The sequence below is a fragment of the Streptomyces sp. NBC_00704 genome (genome assembly GCF_036226605.1).
Taxonomy (GTDB): Bacteria; Actinomycetota; Actinomycetes; order Streptomycetales; family Streptomycetaceae; genus Streptomyces.
The window spans coordinates 4065750-4083638 of the sequence record NZ_CP109000.1 but is presented as its reverse complement, the minus strand read 5'-3'; the positions used below and the strand labels follow the sequence as shown (position 1 = coordinate 4083638).

General features: G+C 68.8%; 19 protein-coding genes. 10 read left to right on the top strand and 9 right to left on the bottom strand.

The annotated features are described in order from the left end of the window. Positions 1-102 precede the first annotated feature (102 nt). The 3 genes from OG802_RS17820 to OG802_RS17810 all read right to left on the bottom strand — a co-directional run bounded on the left by OG802_RS17820 (position 103) and on the right by OG802_RS17810 (position 2856). On the bottom strand, positions 103-1134 hold the full coding sequence (locus tag OG802_RS17820; protein ID WP_190148210.1) for an alanine racemase: 1032 nt from the start codon (positions 1132-1134) through the stop codon (positions 103-105). Positions 1135-1211: 77 nt separating this feature from the next. Beyond that, entirely contained in the window at positions 1212-2333 is a 1122-nt protein-coding gene (gene femX, locus OG802_RS17815) for a peptidoglycan bridge formation glycyltransferase FemX (protein ID WP_329411694.1), read from the bottom strand. A gap of 211 nt (positions 2334-2544) precedes the next feature. Then, entirely contained in the window at positions 2545-2856 is a 312-nt protein-coding gene (locus tag OG802_RS17810) for a hypothetical protein (protein ID WP_329411691.1), read from the bottom strand. A gap of 285 nt (positions 2857-3141) precedes the next feature. On the opposite strand from OG802_RS17810, the gene rpsF reads away from it, so the two are divergent. The 4 genes from rpsF to rplI all read left to right on the top strand — a co-directional run bounded on the left by rpsF (position 3142) and on the right by rplI (position 4914). After that, positions 3142-3432: a 30S ribosomal protein S6 gene (gene rpsF / locus OG802_RS17805; RefSeq protein WP_006604399.1), complete on the top strand. Its 291-nt coding sequence runs from the start codon at positions 3142-3144 to the stop codon at positions 3430-3432. A gap of 78 nt (positions 3433-3510) precedes the next feature. Continuing rightward, on the top strand, positions 3511-4131 hold the full coding sequence (locus OG802_RS17800; protein ID WP_329411688.1) for a single-stranded DNA-binding protein: 621 nt from the start codon (positions 3511-3513) through the stop codon (positions 4129-4131). An 81-nt stretch (positions 4132-4212) separates the two neighbouring features. Next, positions 4213-4449: a 30S ribosomal protein S18 gene (gene rpsR / locus OG802_RS17795; protein WP_020130672.1), complete on the top strand. Its 237-nt coding sequence runs from the start codon at positions 4213-4215 to the stop codon at positions 4447-4449. An 18-nt stretch (positions 4450-4467) separates the two neighbouring features. Further along, positions 4468-4914, top strand: a complete 447-nt coding sequence (rplI, locus tag OG802_RS17790) for a 50S ribosomal protein L9 (protein WP_057609128.1) — start codon at positions 4468-4470, stop codon at positions 4912-4914. A 121-nt stretch (positions 4915-5035) separates the two neighbouring features. On the opposite strand, the gene OG802_RS17785 is transcribed toward rplI, so the two are convergent. After that, positions 5036-6373, bottom strand: a complete 1338-nt coding sequence (locus OG802_RS17785) for an MATE family efflux transporter (protein WP_329411684.1) — start codon at positions 6371-6373, stop codon at positions 5036-5038. Positions 6374-6832: 459 nt separating this feature from the next. Between OG802_RS17785 and dnaB the strand changes: the two genes are divergently transcribed. From dnaB to OG802_RS17770, 3 genes are all read left to right on the top strand, one after another. Further along, positions 6833-8311, top strand: a complete 1479-nt coding sequence (dnaB, locus tag OG802_RS17780) for a replicative DNA helicase (protein ID WP_329411681.1) — start codon at positions 6833-6835, stop codon at positions 8309-8311. Between the two features lie 133 nt (positions 8312-8444). Further along, positions 8445-9167 carry a VOC family protein gene (locus OG802_RS17775; RefSeq protein WP_329411679.1) on the top strand — a complete coding sequence of 241 codons (723 nt, stop codon included), beginning with the start codon at positions 8445-8447 and terminating at the stop codon, positions 9165-9167. A gap of 165 nt (positions 9168-9332) precedes the next feature. After that, positions 9333-10718, top strand: a complete 1386-nt coding sequence (locus OG802_RS17770; protein ID WP_329411678.1) for a serine hydrolase domain-containing protein — start codon at positions 9333-9335, stop codon at positions 10716-10718. An 82-nt stretch (positions 10719-10800) separates the two neighbouring features. On the opposite strand, the gene OG802_RS17765 is transcribed toward OG802_RS17770, so the two are convergent. Further along, positions 10801-11253: a GNAT family N-acetyltransferase gene (locus OG802_RS17765; RefSeq protein ID WP_329411676.1), complete on the bottom strand. Its 453-nt coding sequence runs from the start codon at positions 11251-11253 to the stop codon at positions 10801-10803. 10 nt (positions 11254-11263) lie between these two features. Continuing rightward, the gene (locus OG802_RS17760; RefSeq protein WP_329411674.1) at positions 11264-11734 is read right to left on the bottom strand and encodes a MarR family winged helix-turn-helix transcriptional regulator; all 471 of its coding nucleotides are present in this window, start codon (positions 11732-11734) and stop codon (positions 11264-11266) included. 143 nt (positions 11735-11877) lie between these two features. Between OG802_RS17760 and OG802_RS17755 the strand changes: the two genes are divergently transcribed. Further along, positions 11878-13095, top strand: a complete 1218-nt coding sequence (locus OG802_RS17755) for an MFS transporter (RefSeq protein WP_329411672.1) — start codon at positions 11878-11880, stop codon at positions 13093-13095. A gap of 107 nt (positions 13096-13202) precedes the next feature. Beyond that, positions 13203-13622, top strand: coding sequence for a GlcG/HbpS family heme-binding protein (locus OG802_RS17750; RefSeq protein ID WP_329411670.1), 420 nt, complete (start codon positions 13203-13205; stop codon positions 13620-13622). Between the two features lie 76 nt (positions 13623-13698). Here OG802_RS17750 and OG802_RS17745 read toward each other — a convergent pair whose 3' ends face one another. Then, the gene (locus OG802_RS17745) at positions 13699-14565 is read right to left on the bottom strand and encodes a GNAT family N-acetyltransferase (RefSeq protein WP_329411668.1); all 867 of its coding nucleotides are present in this window, start codon (positions 14563-14565) and stop codon (positions 13699-13701) included. 477 nt (positions 14566-15042) lie between these two features. Between OG802_RS17745 and OG802_RS17740 the strand changes: the two genes are divergently transcribed. Continuing rightward, entirely contained in the window at positions 15043-16335 is a 1293-nt protein-coding gene (locus OG802_RS17740) for a globin domain-containing protein (protein WP_329417149.1), read from the top strand. A gap of 70 nt (positions 16336-16405) precedes the next feature. On the opposite strand, the gene OG802_RS17735 is transcribed toward OG802_RS17740, so the two are convergent. Continuing rightward, a complete protein-coding gene (locus tag OG802_RS17735) occupies positions 16406-16888 on the bottom strand; it encodes an NUDIX hydrolase (protein ID WP_329411667.1) in 483 nt (160 codons plus the stop codon). Positions 16889-16975: 87 nt separating this feature from the next. Next, a complete protein-coding gene (locus OG802_RS17730; RefSeq protein ID WP_329411665.1) occupies positions 16976-17881 on the bottom strand; it encodes a LysR family transcriptional regulator in 906 nt (301 codons plus the stop codon). Positions 17882-17889: the final 8 nt, after the last annotated feature.

The following is a 17889-nucleotide window of genomic DNA, read 5'->3' as shown; positions in this document are numbered from 1 at the left end:
AACCCGTCCGGTTCGTCCGGCGACGGGCACACAAGAGGCCGTACGCGTGATCCGCGTACGGCCTCTTCGCTGCGCTCCGGCTGTCGCTGCGCTCCGGGACGCTCAGCGATCCACGATCCGGTCGAACTGCGTGGTGGTGTGGCGCAGATGGGCCACCAGCTCGTCACCGACGTGCGGCTCGGGCGCGTCCGAGGGCACGAACAGGATCGACACCTGCATGTGCGGCGGCTCGGCGAACCAGCGCTGCTTGCCGCCCCACACGAACGGCGACAGGTTCCGGTTCACCGTGGCGAGCCCGGCCCGGGCGACACCCTTGGCGCGGGGCATGACCCCGTGCAGGGCCTTCGGAGCCTCCAGGCCCACCCCGTGCGACGTGCCGCCCGCCACGACCACCAGGAAGCCGTCGGAGGCGGCCTTCTGCTGGCGGTAACCGAACCGGTCGCCCTTGGTGACCTTGGTGACGTCCAGGACCGCGCCGCGGTACTCCGTGGCCTCGTGATCCCCCAGCCACAGCCGCGTGCCGATGCGTGCGCGAAAGCGCGTCTGCGGGAACTGCTGCTGCAGCCGCGCGAGTTCGTCGGCCTTGAGGTGGCTGACGAACATCGTGTGCAGCGGCAGCCGGGCCGCACGCAGCCGGTCCATCCAGCCGATGACCTCCTCGACGGCGTCGGAGCCGTCGGTGCGGTCCAGCGGCAGATGGATGGCGAATCCCTCCAGCCGCACGTTCTCGATGGCGGAGTGCAGCTGCGGCAGATCCTGCTCGCTGATCCCGTGCCGCTTCATCGACGACATCACCTCGATGACCACCCGCGCGCCCACGAGGCCGTACACGCCGTCCACCGACGACACCGAGCGCACGACGCGGTCGGGCAGCGGAACGGGCTCCTCGCCGCGCCGGTAGGGCGTCAGCACCAGCAGGTCGCCGCCGAAGAAGTCCTTGATGCGCGCGGCCTCGTACGTCGTGCCGACGGCGAGGACGTCCGAGCCCAGTCGGGTGGCCTCCTCCGCCAGCCGGTCGTGCCCGAAGCCGTAGCCGTTGCCCTTGCAGACCGGGACCAGCCCCGGGAACTGCTCCTGCACGTGCTTGTGGTGCGCCCGCCAGCGCGCGGTGTCGACGTAGAGCGTGAGCGCCATGGCCGGACCCGGGACCTTTCTCGTGGCTGCCGTGTGGGGGAGGTGCGTCGGAGGTTGTGGAATCAGTGCACGTGACGTCAGCGGCGCGACATGTAGATGTCGAGCGCCTTGTGGAGCAGCTTGTTCAGCGGGAAGTCCCACTCGCCGAGGTACTCCGCGGCCTGACCGCCCGTGCCGACCTTGAACTGGATCAGGCCGAAGAGGTGGTCGGTCTCGTCCAGCGAGTCCGAGATGCCGCGCAGGTCGTAGACGGTGGCGCCCAGCGCGTAGGCGTCGCGCAGCATGCGCCACTGCATCGCGTTCGAGGGACGGAACTCGCGGCCGATGTTGTCGGACGCCCCGTACGAGTACCAGACGTGGCCGCCCACGATCAGCATGGTGGCCGCCGACAGGTTCACGCCGTTGTGACGGGCGAAGTACAGCCGCATCCGGTTGGGGTCCTCGGTGTTGAGGGCCGTCCACATCCGCTGGAAGTACGACAGGGGCCGCGGCCGGAAGTGGTCGCGGACAGCCGTGATCTCGTACAGCCGCTGCCATTCCTCGAGGTCGTGGTAGCCGCCCTGGACCACCTCGACCCCGGCCTTCTCGGCCTTCTTGATGTTGCGTCGCCACAACTGGTTGAAGTTCCTGTGGACCTCTTCCAGCGAGCGGTTCGCCAGCGGCACCTGGTAGACGTAGCGCGGCTGGACGTCCCCGAAGCCGGCGCCGCCGTCCTCACCCTGCTGCCAGCCCATGCGGCGCAGTTTGTCGGCCACCTCGAAGGCGCGCGGCTCGATGAAGTCGGCCTCGATGTCGCGCAGTCGCTTGACGTCGGGGTTCTGGATGCCCGCCTTGATGGACGTGGCCTCCCAGCGGCGGATGATCACCGGCGGGCCCATCTTCACCGAGAAGGCGCCCTGCTGCTTCAGGTGCGCCAGCATCGGTTCCAGCCACTCGGTCAGGTTCGGCGCGTACCAGTTGATGACCGGGCCCTCGGGGAGATAGGCCAGGTAGCGCTTGATCTTGGGCAGTTGGCGGTAGAGGACCAGACCCGCGCCGACCAGTTCACCGGTTCGTTCGTCGAACCAGCCGAGGCTCTCAGAACGCCACTCGGCCTTGACGTCGGCCCAGGCCGGAACCTGCATGTGGCTCGCCGACGGCAGGCTCTGGATGTATGCCAGATGCTGCTCGCGGCTGATCGTCCTCAGGGTCAGGCTCATTCGGGGCGCTCCTCGGGCTGGGGTGTCCCCATGGGTAGGGGCTCCGGCTCTCGCGCCGAAGCCTACTGCGCCGTGCGAGCGGCCTCACTGGGCGTACGCCACCTGCGCCCCGGCCCTCGTGCGGCCGGGGCGTTCCGTGTGGGTCCACGGCGGTCCTACGCGTCCTTCGGCGAGGACGGTTCCGCCGGTGCCCGGGCCGGCGTCGGTGAGGTCACCAGACTCCGCCGAAGAGCCCGCCGTGCGCCATGCCCAGGAAGAAACCGACGCCCGCGGCGCCGAGGCCGAGGATGAGGCCGAAACGCTCGCGTGTGGTCTCGGAGACCCACTGCCCGTAGGCGCCGGTCAGGATTCCCACGAGCCCGGCCCAGGAGCTGAGCAGATGCAGGCTGTGGAAGAACGACGTGATGAGGGCCGTCACACCCAGTACCAGCGTCACCGCGAGCAGGGCGTGCTGGAGCGGATGGGGTTTGCCGTCGGTGGCGAAGAGGGAACCGGCGGTGTTCGGTCGCAATGTCTGTGCCATGGGGCACCTCCTGCGGAAGCGGCGCATCGTAGCGCCATACACACCCGACGTGTACAGATTGAGGGCCAACCACGCCGGATTTCAACCGGAAGCGCGTGTGCAGGTAGTCTGTACCCTCTGCACCGGTGTCTGCCCAGCCAGAGCCAGGGGTCCACCCAGCTCAGACCAGGGGAAGTCGCCTGTCGATCCCCATTGTCAGTGGCGGCCGATACCGTTGCGTACGCATCACAACCCTCCTGCCACGGATCGACCGTGGCCGCTGAGTCCAAAGGAGGTGGGTTCCACATGCGTCACTACGAAGTGATGGTCATCCTCGACCCCGATCTCGAAGAGCGCGCTGTCTCTCCGCTGATCGAGAACTTCCTCTCCGTCGTCCGTGAGGGCAACGGAAAGGTGGAGAAGGTCGACACCTGGGGCCGTCGTCGTCTCTCGTACGAGATCAAGAAGAAGCCCGAGGGCATCTACTCGGTCATCGACCTGCAGGCCGAGCCTGCGGTCGTCAAGGAGCTCGACCGCCAGATGAACCTGAACGAGTCGGTCCTCCGGACCAAGGTCCTCCGTCCCGAGACTCACTGAGCTCACGAGCTCAGCCGATCTCGGGATTCTGAGTAGCAGCACTAGCAGCCAGCAGCAAACCCGCCGAGAGGTTCCCCCATGGCAGGCGAGACCGTCATCACGGTCGTCGGCAATCTTGTCGACGACCCCGAGCTGCGCTTCACCCCCTCCGGTGCGGCGGTCGCGAAGTTCCGTGTCGCGTCCACTCCCCGCACCTTCGACCGCCAGACGAACGAGTGGAAGGACGGCGAGAGCCTGTTCCTGACCTGCTCGGTCTGGCGTCAGGCGGCGGAGAACGTCGCGGAGTCGCTCCAGCGAGGCATGCGCGTCATCGTGCAGGGCCGGCTGAAGCAGCGGTCCTACGAGGACCGTGAGGGCGTCAAGCGCACGGTCTATGAGCTGGACGTCGAGGAAGTCGGCGCCAGCCTTCGCAGTGCCACGGCCAAGGTCACCAAGGCCTCCGGCCGCGGTGGCCAGGGCGGCCAGGGTGGTTTCGGCGGCGGCGGCCAGGCCGGCGGCGGCTGGGGTGGGAACTCCGGCGGCGGCCAGCAGGGCGGCGGCGCTCCCGCCGACGACCCGTGGGCGACCGGCGCTCCCGCCGGTGGCAACCAGGGCGGCGGCGGTGGCGGCGGCTGGGGTGGAAACTCCGGCGGCAGCGGCAGCGGCAGCGGCAGCGGCAGCGGCAGCGGCGGCGGCTACTCGGACGAACCCCCCTTCTAGGCCCACGGGTCCGGCTGTCCGGGCCTGGTCGGGTCGAAGGCGGGTCGTATCCCAACTTCTTGATCACACAGGAGAAACACCATGGCGAAGCCGCCTGTGCGCAAGCCTAAGAAGAAGGTCTGCGCATTCTGCAAGGACAAGGTCACGTACGTGGACTACAAGGACACGAACATGCTGCGGAAGTTCATTTCCGACCGCGGCAAGATCCGTGCCCGCCGCGTGACCGGCAACTGCACGCAGCACCAGCGTGACGTCGCCACGGCCGTGAAGAACAGCCGTGAGATGGCGCTGCTGCCCTACACCGCTCAGGCGCGATAAGGGAAGGGTGACCGACAAATGAAGATCATCCTCACCCACGAGGTCTCTGGCCTCGGTGCCGCGGGCGACGTCGTCGACGTCAAGGACGGCTACGCTCGTAACTACCTGATCCCGCGGAACTTCGCGATCCGCTGGACCAAGGGCGGCGAGAAGGACGTCGAGCAGATCCGTCGTGCTCGCAAGATCCACGAGATCCAGACCATCGAGCAGGCCAACGCTGTGAAGGCCCAGCTCGAGGGCGTCAAGGTCCGTCTGGCCGTTCGCTCCGGCGACGCCGGTCGTCTCTTCGGTTCTGTCACCCCGGCCGACGTCGCTTCGGCGATCAAGGCTTCCGGTGGCCCCGAGGTCGACAAGCGCCGCATCGAGCTCGGCTCGCCGATCAAGACCCTGGGCGCTCACGAGACGTCCGTGCGTCTGCACCCCGAGGTGGCCGCCAAGGTCAGCATCGAGGTTGTCGCGGCCTGATCGCCGCGTTCGGCTCGACGAGCCGAGAAGGGGCCGCACCCACCGGGTGCGGCCCCTTCCGCTTGCCGTGTTTCACGTGAAACACCGGACCTGAGGGCGTCGTCCGTTTCACGTGAAACGGTCAGCGTGCCGCGCCGGTGACAACCCACCGTCCGGAACGGACACGCAGCCCGAGCGTCAGCATCCGCACGACCATCATCAGTGTCATCGCCCCCCACACAGCGGTGAGACCCCCGCCCAGGACCGGTACCAACAGTGCCGCCGGAGCGAAGACAGTCAAGGTGAAGACCATCGCCCACGCCAGATACGGTCCGTCGCCCGCTCCCATCAGGACACCGTCCAGCACGAAGACGACGCCGCACACGGGCTGCGAGAGAGCCACGACGAGAAGCGCCGGCAGCGCCGCATGCTTCACGGCGGGGTCACCGGTGAACAACGGCAGGAACAGCGGCCGGGCGATCACCACCAGGAGGCCGAGGAGAACCCCTACGGCGATCCCCCACTCGACCATCCGGCGGCAGACGTTGCGGGCTCCCTGGGCGTCGTCGGCGCCGAGGTAACGGCCGATGATGGCCTGCCCCGCGATGGCAATGGCGTCCAGCGCGAATGCGAGCAGACTCCACAGGCCCAGAGCGATCTGGTGGGCCGCGATGTCGTCGTCCCCCAGACGGGCGGCCACTGCGGTGGCGATCAGCAGGATCGCCCGCAGAGAGAGCGTGCGCACCAGCAGGGGCGCACCTGCCTGGGCGGAGGCCTTGATGCCAGCGGCGTCGGGGCGCAACGACGCGCCATGACGGCGGGCTCCTCGCACGACCACCACGAGATAGACCAGGGCCATGCCCCACTGTGCGATGACGGTGCCCCAGGCAGAACCGGCGATACCCAGGCCTGCGCCGTAGACGAGGGCGGCGTTCAAGCCGGCGTTGGCGACGAACCCGGCGACGGCGACGAAGAGCGGCGTCCTCGTGTCCTGGAGACCGCGCAGCACACCGGTCGCGGCCAGCACGACGAGCATGGCCGGGATGCCGAGTGCCGAGATGCGCAGATAGGTGCTCGCGTAGGGCGCCGCTGTGTCCGACGCGCCGAAAAGGTGCACCAGCGCGGGGGCGGTGGGCAGTACGGCTGCGATGACCACGGCGCCGAGCAGGAGTGCCAGCCAGATGCCGTCCATGCCCTGCCGAATCGCCGCGGGGAGGTCGCCGGCCCCTACGCGGCGGGCGACTGCGGCGGTGGTGGCGTAGGCGAGGAAGACGAAGACGCTGACGGCTGTCATGAGGAGAGCGGAGGCGACGCCGAGGCCGGCCAGTTGGGCGGTCCCGAGGTGCCCCACGATGGCGCTGTCGGCCATGACGAACAGCGGCTCGGCGACGAGTGCGCCGAAGGCCGGGACGGCCAGTGCGACGATCTCTCGATCGTGCTGTCGCCGGGCGGCCCTGAGGGGCGCGGGAGCCTGTGTCATGAGCACCAATCTAATCGTCCACAGGTAAGAGATGCAATCGCCTTGTGACCCTTACTGGCGCGTGGTCGGCGCACGCGCTCGCGCTTCGTTCGAAGAGATCTTGGCCCGATAGGGCAACTTTTTCTTCTGCACAGCCGGTGGATGAGGAAACCGCAGGTCAGAGGTGTTCGGCAAGAAAAGTAGAGGGCTTGTTCACAGCACTGTCCACCGGCTCGTGCACAGGTTTCGCCGAGTTGTCCACAGCATCGGGGCCGTCGTCCACATGCCCTGTGGATAACCAGATTGGCTGAAGGTGCCCGCGGGCCTACCGTGGTCCGGCGCCCGCTCCGTCCATCGGCTGAAGAAACCCGCACAAATACGACGCGCCACAAACGGAGTTGGGCCTCTCAATTGTCAGTGTCGTGCCGTAGAAAAGAGGCACGGCGAGGTCCGCTCGGCGGACGGGAGGAGGTGGCTCGGTTGAGCATTTCCGAGCCCTTGGACGACCCGTGGGCCGACACCGGCCCCAGTGATCGTCTCCCTGCTTCCCGCCGACGCGGTGACGTCGGCCGCGGCCGGGACGATCAGCATGACCGTGGCCGCGACACCGAGGACTGGGAGGGCGGCGGAACCACCTTCGAGCGGGTGCCACCGCAGGACCTCGACGCCGAACAGTCCGTTCTGGGCGGCATGCTCCTGTCCAAGGACGCCATCGCCGACGTGGTCGAGGTGCTCAAGGGCCACGACTTCTACAAACCCGCGCACGAGACGATCTATCAGGCGATCCTCGACGTCTATGCCAAGGGCGAACCGGCCGACCCGATCACGATCGCCGCCGAGCTCACCAAACGCGGCGAGATCAACAAGGTCGGCGGCGCCTCCTACCTGCACACCCTCGTGCAGACGGTGCCCACCGCCGCCAATGCCGAGTACTACGCCGAGATCGTCCATGAGCGGGCCGTCCTGCGTCGCCTGGTGGAGGCCGGCACCCGCATCACGCAGATGGGATACGCGGGCGACGACGACGTCGACGAGATCGTCAACCGCGCCCAGGCGGAGATCTACGCGGTCACCGAACAGCGCACCAGCGAGGACTACCTCCCGCTCGGCGACATCATGGAGGGCGCCCTCGACGAGATCGAGGCGATCGGCTCGCGCAGCGGCGAGATGACGGGCGTGCCCACCGGCTTCACCGACCTCGACTCGCTCACCAACGGACTGCATCCGGGGCAGATGATCGTCATCGCGGCCCGTCCCGCCATGGGCAAGTCCACCCTGGCGCTGGACTTCGCACGCGCGGCGTCGATCAAGCACAACCTGCCGAGCGTCATCTTCTCCCTGGAAATGGGGCGCAACGAGATCGCGATGCGTCTGCTGTCCGCGGAGGCCCGGGTCGCCCTGCACCACATGCGCTCGGGAACGATGACCGACGAGGACTGGACCCGTCTGGCGCGCCGGATGCCCGAGGTGTCCTCCGCGCCGCTCTACATCGACGACTCCCCGAACCTGTCGATGATGGAGATCCGCGCGAAGTGCCGCCGCCTGAAACAGCGCAACGACATCAAGCTCGTGATCATCGACTACCTCCAGCTGATGCAGGCCGGTGGCTCCAAGCGCTCCGAGAGCCGTCAGCAGGAGGTCTCGGACATGTCACGTAACCTCAAGCTGCTGGCCAAGGAGCTCGAGGTGCCGGTGATCGCTCTCTCGCAGCTGAACCGTGGTCCCGAGCAGCGCACGGACAAGAAGCCGATGGTGTCCGACCTGCGTGAGTCCGGCTCGATCGAGCAGGACGCGGACATGGTCATCCTGCTGCACCGCGAGGACGCCTACGAGAAGGAGTCCCCGCGCGCGGGCGAGGCGGACATCATCGTGGGCAAGCACCGTAACGGCCCCACGGCCACGATCACCGTCGCCTTCCAGGGCCACTACTCGCGCTTCGTGGACATGGCACAGACCTGACACACGGCCGTGTAGGGTCCGCGCACCGGAGCGGGCGCCGCCCCGCTCGATGGCGGTGTTAATCAGTTGACCGGGTGGCGCCGGATGGGCAGGCTCCAGCGCGAGCCGTCTGCCTCTACCGGGAGCCCCACGGATGACTTCTCGCCTGCACGCGCTCTGTTTCGATGCGCAGGACCCGATCCGTCTTGCGCGCTTCTGGGCGGATTTCCTCTGCTGGGGAAGAGACGAGGGCCGCTCCGACGACACCACACTGCTGCCCAGCGATGAGACCGGGTTCCGACTCCGCTTCCTTCCGTCCCCGACGCCGAAGACCGCCCGGAACCACATGCACTTCGATCTGACCAGTACGTCCCTCGACGACCAGAGACAGGTGGTGGAGAGGGCGCTCCGACTCGGCGCCCGGCACATCGACATCGGGCAACGCCCGGAAGAGGGGCATGTGGTGCTCGCTGACCCCGAAGGCAATGAGTTCTGTGTCATCGAGCCGGGCAACAGCTTTCTCGCCGGGTGCGGATTCATCGGAGCGCTGGCCGGCGATGGGTCGCAGGAAGCCGGGTACTTCTGGAGTCGGGCGCTGGGCTGGCCATTGGTCTGGGACCAGGACCAGGAGACCGCGATCCGTTCACCGCACGGTGGCCCGAAGGTCACGTGGGGTGGCCCCCCATTGATGCCGAAGACGGGGAAGGAACGGCTGCACTTCGACCTCGCTCCACCGGTCGGCGGTGACCAGCAGTCCGAGGTCGAACGGCTCGTCTCCCTCGGAGCGACGCGCATCGACGTAGGCCAGGGAGACGTCGACTGGGTGGTGATGGCCGACCCCGACGGTCACGAGTTCTGTGTGCTGACCCCTCGATAGGCCGCAGGGCCGCAGATCGCCTGTGCTTCGCCAGGGTTCGGACCGCGTTGGCGTCCGGACGGCGCCGGCGTGGGGAGGCGGCGCGTCACGCGCGATCGGACACGTCCCGGGCGACCAGGGTGAAATGGACTCGACGCCGGTCGCCGGGCCGGGTGGACTGGCCCCATGACGACACCTCAGGAAGAGCTGCTGCCCGGTACTCGACGTGCGCTGCTCCACCGGATCGCCGTGGCCCAGACCGAGGGGCGTGCGCCGTCGCTGGTCGCCGCCGTCGTGAGGGACGGGCGGGCCGTGTGGCACGGGGCGCGGACCTCGGTCGACGGGCATGCCCCGGACGAGAACGTGCAGTACCGGATCGGTTCCATCACCAAGACCTTCACCGCCGTCCTCGTGCTGCGACTGCGGGACGAAGGGGCGCTCGAGCTCGGCGACCCGTTGGAGAATCACCTGCCCGGAACGGGCGTGGGTGAGGCCACGATCGCCGAACTGCTCGCGCACACCGGCGGGCTGGCGGCCGAGTCGCCTGGCCCGTGGTGGGAAAGGACCCCGGGCTCACTGCGGCCCGAACTCGGCGACGTCCTCGGCGACCGACCGGCTGCGCATCAGGCCGGTCGGCGGTTCCACTACTCCAACCCCGGCTACACCGTTCTCGGAGCCCTGGTGGAGCGGCTGCGCGGTGCACCCTGGAAAGAGGTGCTGCGGCGTGAAGTCCTCGAACCCCTGGAGCTCCGCCGCACGAGCGCCCACCCCGAGGCTCCGGCTGCGGGCGGCTGGGCGGTGCATCCCTGGGCCGACGTCATGCTGGCGGAGCCCTCCGAGGACTTCGGGCGGATGGCGCCGGCGGGGCAGCTCTGGTCCACCACAGGCGATCTGGCGAGGTTCGCCGTCTTCCTGGCGCGGGGCGACGACCGGGTGCTGAGTGTGGAGACACTGCGCGAGATGGGAACCCCCGCCGCTCCGGCCGGACCGGCGGACCTGGCGGACGGCGCGTCCTACGGACTGGGGCTGCAGATCCAGCACCGGGACGGACGGCTGCTCGTGGGCCATTCCGGATCGGTTCCCGGCTTTCTGGCCACGCTCGTCGTCGGGGTCGAGGACGACGTGGCCGCGGTCGTGCTCGCGAACTGCACGTCGGGGCTGCTGACCTCCCAGGTGGCGGCCGATCTCGTGCGGATCGTCGCTGAGTCCGAGCCACGGATTCCCGAGCCGTGGCGTCCGATGCCGGAGATCGAGGATTCCGTCCTGGAGCTGGCGGGTCAGTGGTACTGGGGAACCGGTCCCGTCGCGTTGCGCGTGTCCGCCGATGGGCTTCTCTCCCTGGGGCCCCTGTCCGGCGGCGGCCGGCGCTCCCGGTTCCGGCCGAACAGGGACGGCACCTGGACCGGGCTGGACGGCTACTACGCAGGAGAGATCCTGCGGGCGGTACGGCGTCCGGACGGGAGTGTGGATCACCTGGACCTGGGGTCGTTCGTCTTCACGCGCCGGCCTTATGAGGAGGGCACTGGGGTGCCGGGCGGTGTCGACCCGGCCGGGTGGCGGGGGATCGGCTAGACGCTCTCGCTGTGGTGGGGAGTCCTGTTTCACGTGAAACAGGACTCCCCACCACGAGCGATGTGCTCTCCGGGAGGAAGTTTCATAGCTGCAGCTTGAAACCCACGTGGGAGGCGACGAAGCCGAGCCGTTCGTAGAAGCGGTGGGCGTCCGTGCGGGTGTTGTCGGATGTCAGCTGAACCAGTTGGCAGTTCGCCCGCCGGGACTCCTCGATCGCCCACTCGATGAACCGTGTGCCCAGGCCGCTGCCGCGCTCGTCGGCGTGGACACGGACACCCTCGACGATGGATCTGGTCGAGCCCCGCCGGGACAGGCCCGGAACGATCGTCAGCTGGAGGGTGCCGACCACCCGTCCCTCACGAACGGCGACGACCAGGCGCTGGTTCGGGTCGGCGGTGAGCCGTTCCAGCGCGGCAAGGTACGGGCCGAGGTCGTCCGGTGACTCACGCTGTGCGCCCAGAGCGTCGTCCGCGAGCATCGCGACGATCGCGGGAACGTCCTCGGCGATGGCAGCGCGTATTTCAAGATCTCCCATGGCCGCCACTCTATGCAGGCAGGGTGACCGGCTCCTTGAGGGATTCCACGACCCTGACGAGAGGGGCCAGCTCCGGGTTCCTGGCCGCTTCGTCGAGAGCCTCGCGCAGGGCGGCGTCGTTGGTCGGACGGGCTTCGCCGAGCAGTGCCAGGCCGGCCGCGGTGACGTTGGTGTAGATGCCGCGGCGATCGGTGGGGCACAGGTAGCGCTCGAGCAGGCCGCGGTCCTCCAGCCGGGTCACCAGCCGGGTGGTCGCGCTCTGGCTGAGGACGACCGCCTCGGCCACCTGCTTCATCTGCAGATGCCCGCCGTCGCCGTCGTGCTGTCGGCTGAGGACGTCGAGCAGGGAGTACTCGCGCACGCTCAGGTCGTGGCGTGCCTGCAGCGCCCGTTCTATATGGGCCTCGATCCTCCCGTGCAGGAGCGAGAGGGCGCACCAGCCCTGGGCTAGGGCGGTGAGCGCGGGGTCCGTGGCAGTCATGGGGTTTCTCCTCCGTCCCGGAACGGCTGACACCCAGGGTAGAGCACATCTGCAATTGCCAGCGTTTGCCATTAGCCCGCGTGTGCAACTATTGTCGAAGCACGCAAAGCGCTCCTGCAATCATCTGGGAAGGTGTCACCCCTATGCCTCTCGCGCTTCTGGCCCTCGCGATCGGGGCCTTCGGAATCGGGACGACCGAATTCGTGATCATGGGCTTGCTGCCCGAGATCGCGGACGACTTCGCCGTCTCGATCCCCACCGCCGGGTTCCTCGTGACCGGCTACGCCCTCGGCGTCCTGTTCGGCGCCCCCCTCATGACGGTCCTCGGCACCAAGATCTCCCGTAAGAGGATGTTGATGCTGCTGATGGGCCTGTTCATCGCCGGCAATCTGCTCTCCGCGGTCGCCCCGGTCTTCGCGGTGATGCTGATCGGCCGCGTGGTCGCGTCCCTCGCCCACGGCGCGTTCTTCGGCATCGGCTCGGTCGTCGCTGCCGACCTGGTCGCACCGGACAAGAAGGCCGGCGCCATCGCGATGATGTTCACCGGCCTCACCGTCGCGAACGTGGTCGGCGTGCCCCTGGGCACCCTCGTCGGACAGAACGTCGGATGGCGGGTCACCTTCGCCGTCGTCGCCGTGCTCGGTGTCGTCGGTCTCATCGGCATCGCCCGGCTGGTGCCCGAGATGCCGCGCGCGGAAGGCGTGCGTCTGCGGCACGAGCTGGCCGCTCTCAAGAACGCCCAGGTCCTGCTCGCGATGGCGATGACCGTTCTCGGCTTCGGCGGTGTCTTCGCGGCGATCACCTACATCGCGCCGATGATGACGCACGTGGCCGGCTTCGCCGACGGTTCCGTGACCTGGCTGCTGGTCCTCTTCGGTCTCGGCATGGTGGGCGGAAACCTGATCGGCGGCAGGTACGCCGACCGGGCGCTGATGCCCATGCTCTACGTCTCTCTGGGGGCCCTGGCCGTCGTCCTGGCGCTCTTCACCCTCACCGCCCATCACAAGGTCCTGGCGGCCGTCACGATCGCCCTGATCGGCGCCCTGGGGTTCGCGACCGTTCCCCCGCTGCAGAAGCGCGTCCTGGACCAGGCGCACGGCGCCCCCACGCTGGCGTCGGCCGTGAACATCGGCGCCTTCAACCTCGGCAACGCGCTGTCCGCCTGGCTCGGCGGTCTCGTGATCGCGGCCGGACTGGGCTACACCGCGCCCAACTGGGTCGGCGCCGCCCTGGCAGCGGGCGCCCTGCTGCTCGCCGTCGCATCGGCCGCGCTGGAGCGCCGTGACAACACACGCGCCCACTCCGGGCACGTCGTCGCCGGCAGTCCCTCCGCTGAGCGTGAGGCGGCCGTCCAGCACTGAGCCCGCCCGATTCACACGGCCGAGGCCGCCCCCGCGGCGCAGCCACCCGTCCCGCGCCCTCCCGTGCGTTCCCGACCGCCTTCCCCCGTTTCGAGGAGTACCTCCGCATGAACACCATCACCGCCGCGCCCCTGACGATCCACGACGCCGAGACCCTCGTGGCGGCGGCGCACACCGCCGCCGAGGCCGCCGGGGTCACGGTCAGCGTCACCGTGCTGGACGCGGGCGGTCATCTGCTGGCCTTCCGGAGGGACGACCGAGCGGTGCTGATCTCCGGAGAGACGAGCACCCGCAAGGCGTACACCGCTCTTCAGCTGAATGCCGCCACCGCCGACCTCGTGGACGCCGTTCAGCCCGGCGGCCTCTTCCACACCCTGCCCACCGCGCTCGACCGGCCGCTGCTGTTCATCGCGGGCGGAGTGCCCATCCACCGCGACGGGCGTCTGATCGGAGCGCTCGGAGTGGGCGGCGGAGCCCCCGAGCAGGACCACGGCTTCGCCACGGCGGCGGTGAAGGAACTCGTCTGACAGGGACACCGTCCCACGAAGGGTGCCGTTTGCCGGTCCGGGCAAACGGCACCCGTCACAGGACGGCCGTGTGCTGTCAGCCGGCCGCCACCGTCAGCGGAGCGAAGCGGCGACGCCAGTCGCCCGGGAGTTCCGCGACCCCATAGGTCATGACGGAGTTGAACGCCACGGTTTCCAGGCCCCGCGCCTTCACCCAGTCCAGAAGTTCCTCGTGCCGTACGTCGATGTCGGTGCGCAGCGGCCGGTCCGTGCCTGAAGCGAGCGAGGCCAGAAGGGCCTTCGCGGTCTCCGTGTCGCGGGCGATCAGCGGGCCCACGACCTGGGTCTCCATGTTGGGCCATGCGGCCGCGTATCCGATGATCCGGCCCTCTTCCTCGGCGACCCGCAACTGATCGGCGAAGGCGGGCAGGCGGGCGATCACCTGCGTGCGATCGGCGCCGAAGACCTCTTCGTCGAGTCGCAGGATCGAGGTCAGGTCCTCGGCCGTGGCCGAACGGGTGGCCACAGCTGAGGCCGGTTCCGGCGTGGTGAAGCGCCCGCGCACCATCTCCGCCCGGCCCGTGGACTTGAAGCCCAGCTCCTCGTAGAGCGGACGGCCGTTCGGGGTGGCGTGCAGAGTGAGAGGCGTGGCGTCCATCAACGACACGACATGGCGCATCAAGCGCCGGCCGATGCCTTGACGGGCGTGCCGTTCGGCGACCAGCACCATGCCGATGGCGCCAAGACGAGGACGCCCGTGCGGACCGTACTCGGTGACGATGCACGCGGCGACGAGGCCTCCGGCCGGGTCGTCGATGCCGTAGCCCTGTCCTGCGGAAAGGAGGAAGCCCCACTTGTGCTCCTCGCGAGGCCACCCCCGATCCTCGGACAAGTCGGCACAGGCGTTGAGATCGCGGCGTGTCAGACGGCGGATGGGCCAAGCGGTGGGAGAAGGAGTCGGCACGCATGTCAGGCTGTCCGAATCGGGTGATCCACGTCCACCCGATTCCCCTGGACGAGCGCCCTTTTGGCCATGCCATGGCCCACAGAACACCATGTCGGCAGACCGGCAGCGTTTCACGTGAAACAGAGCGGCCGGCCCGCCCTCTCCCGGAGCGCCGCGCACGTTTCACGTGAAACGTGCGGCCGTCGCGGAAGCTCGAAGCGCCTTGGCACAGCCGTGTGTTCATCGACAACCGGAAAGGCGCGATCGCATCCGTCTTGAATTCCCCTGCCCCATAAGGCGATCGGGCGCAAGCGCCGATACACCTTCCACGCACCCGGGTGTGCCCGAGGGGTACTCGTACGGCTGGCGGTGGCCGGTAGGGTCGAATCCGGTTCGCTTCCGGAACGAGGCGCGCGAGACGCGAGGGGACACGGGAACGTCGTCTTTCCGGGAGGGCGCCGACCGAAAGAGAAGACGTTCGAGGCGAGGCACATCATGGACGTTCCGGCCACCAGGTCGGCTGACGACGGCACGCCCGGTGGCGAAGGCCGATGGTTCGCCTTACCGAGGCAGCCGGAGCGGCCGAACGCTGCCACGGAGGGCGAGCCGCGGCCGGCCGTCGCGCCAGGTGGTCACCTCGGCCCCCTCCAGCGGTCCGCACCCGCCGGAGAAGCGTCCCCGGACGCCGTGCTCGTCCGCCGCACGATGGCCGAGGTGGCCCCGGTCGCAGACGAGTTCACCTCGTACTTCTACGCGACACTCTTCGTCCGCCACCCCGACCTGCGTGCTCTCTTCCCTCCCGCCATGAACGTTCAGCGGGACCGGCTCCTGAAGGCCCTGCTGACCGCCGCCGAGCGCATCGACGACGCACCGTTCTTGATCGAGTACCTGCAGAACCTGGGGCTCGGTCACCGCAAGTACGGCACGCGGGCAGAGCACTATCCGGCCGTCGGCGAATGTCTCCTCGGCGCGCTGAGCAGGTACGCCGGTGCCGTGTGGGACGGCCGGACAGAAGCGGCGTGGGTGCGGACCTATACCAGGCTCTCCCAGGTCATGATCGACGCGGCGGCCGCCGACGAACTGCGTGCACCGGCCTTGTGGCACGCGGAGGTCGTCTCGCACGAGCTGAGGACACCGGACGTCGCGATCCTGACCGTTCGTCCCGACCAGCCCTACGCCTTTCGCGCGGGGCAGTACACCAGCCTCGAGACGCCCTGGTGGCCGCGCATCTGGCGGCACTATTCCTTCGCCTCCGCGCCCCGCTCCGACGGTCTGCTGACGTTCCACGTGAAGGCCGTCCCGGCAGGCTGGGTTTCCACCGCACTGGTACATCGCGTCCGGCCGGGCGACGTCCTCCGGCTCGGGCAGGCGACCGGTTCGATGACCGTGGACCACAACCGAGGCAGCGGGCTGCTCTGTCTGTGCGGCGGTACGGGCATAGCCCCCGTCAAAGCGCTGGTCGAGGAGGCCGCGGAGCATGGCAGACGGCGCCCGGTCGAGGTGTTCTACGGTGCCCGCAGTGTTCACGACCTCTACGACATCGAGACGATGCGCGGTCTCCAGCGGGCACACTCCTGGCTGGAGGTTCGCCCCGTGATCGACAGGAACGGGCTGACGCAGTTGCCCGACGCCTTACGCACCTTCGGTCCCTGGACCGATTGCGACGCCTGTGTCGCCGGTCCGCCGGGCCTGATCCGCAGTGCGGTGAAGGCCCTGCGAGAAGCTGGTGTCTCCCGGGAGCGGATACGCCATGACGCGGTCGAGGAACTCGTCGTCCCCGGAAGGTGACGAGGGTCCAAGCAGCGCCCCGGGCCGACCCTGGTCATTCCGACGCGAGCGGACGGCGGTCGGCCGGACCTCAGCCGAGGTCGGGGGCGTGCATGGCCCGGACGCCCTCGATATTGCCGTCCAGATAGTGCCGCAAGGACAGCGGGACGAGGTGGACGGAGGCGATGCCGACCCGGGTGAACGGCACCCGCACGATCTCGTACTCGCCGGCCGGTTCCTCCACTTCTGGCCCGTGCCGCAGCGCCGGGTTCATGGACTCCAGACGACAGACGAAGAAGTGCTGCACTTTCACGCCTGTCGTGCCGGCGTCCGCGCCGATGTGTTCGACGGTGTCGACGAAGCAGGGCACCACATCCGTGATCTTGGCGCCGAGTTCCTCGTACACCTCGCGATGCAGTGCGTCCACGACCGTCGCGTCGTCCGGCTCGACCCCGCCACCGGGCGTCACCCAGTAGGGATCGACACCGGGCTTGGTGCGCTTGATCAGGATCAGGTTGTCGCCGTCGAGAAGAACAGCTCGTGCGGTGCGCTTGACCACGGGGCGTACGGTCATGGGAGAAATGTGGCCCCGCTGGTTCCACGTGAAACATCCCGAGAGGTCACTGGTCGGGCCCATCTCGTGACGCCGCCGTCCCAGGGCTCAGCACCAAGCGGCGGCTGCGCCCAGCAGCATGTGGTGCGCTCGTGCGACATGCGGCATCGCGAGCGTCCCGGTGCGCACCGCCAGAACATAAGTCCGCAGCGGCGGCACCACCGGCTCGTACACCGCGACGACGTCCCCGCGTGCGAGCGCGGACGCGCACAGATACCGCGGAAGGACCGCCAGACCGGCTCCCGCGACCGCACAGGCGAGGACCGCCCGTAGATCGGGCACGATGACGGTGCCCGAGGCGGTGGGGCGGGCGTCGAAGACGGACGCCCAGTAGCGGGTGACCAGGGGCAGCGACTCGTGTACCTCGATGACAGGGAGTTTCGCCAGCGCGGACGCGTCCTTGCGGCGCAACTTGCCCGAGTCGATCCGTCCGGCCCACTGAGAACCGGCGACCAGCACGTGCTCCTCGTCGCACAACGGGCTCGCCGTGAGCAACGCCCCGCGGGGCCTGGCCGTGCTGATGGCCAGGTCGTGGTGGCCTGCGGCCAGACCTTCCAGGACCTCCTCGGAGGTACCGAAAGAGGCGCGCAGGGCGAACCCCTGACCGTCGTCGCCGGACAGTCCGGCCAGGGCCGGGAGAGCCCGCTCGGCGGTGAACTCGGGTGGACCGGCGAGATGCAGTGTCCGTGCGGCGGACTCATCGTCGAGACCGGCCTCGGCGATGCCCACGAGAGCGTCGAGGTGAGGAGCGGCCTTGTGGGCGAGTTCGTTCCCGATGCTCGTCGGCGTCACACCGCGGGGCTGCCGCAGGAACAGGGGGCGGCCCACCTGCCGCTCCAGTGTGCGGATCTGGGAGGTGACGGCCGGCTGGGACAGGCCCAGCAACGCGGCGGCGCGGGTGAACGAGCCGGCTCGGTGCACGGTCACGAAGGTGCGCAGCAGGGCCAGATCCATCGGGCGTC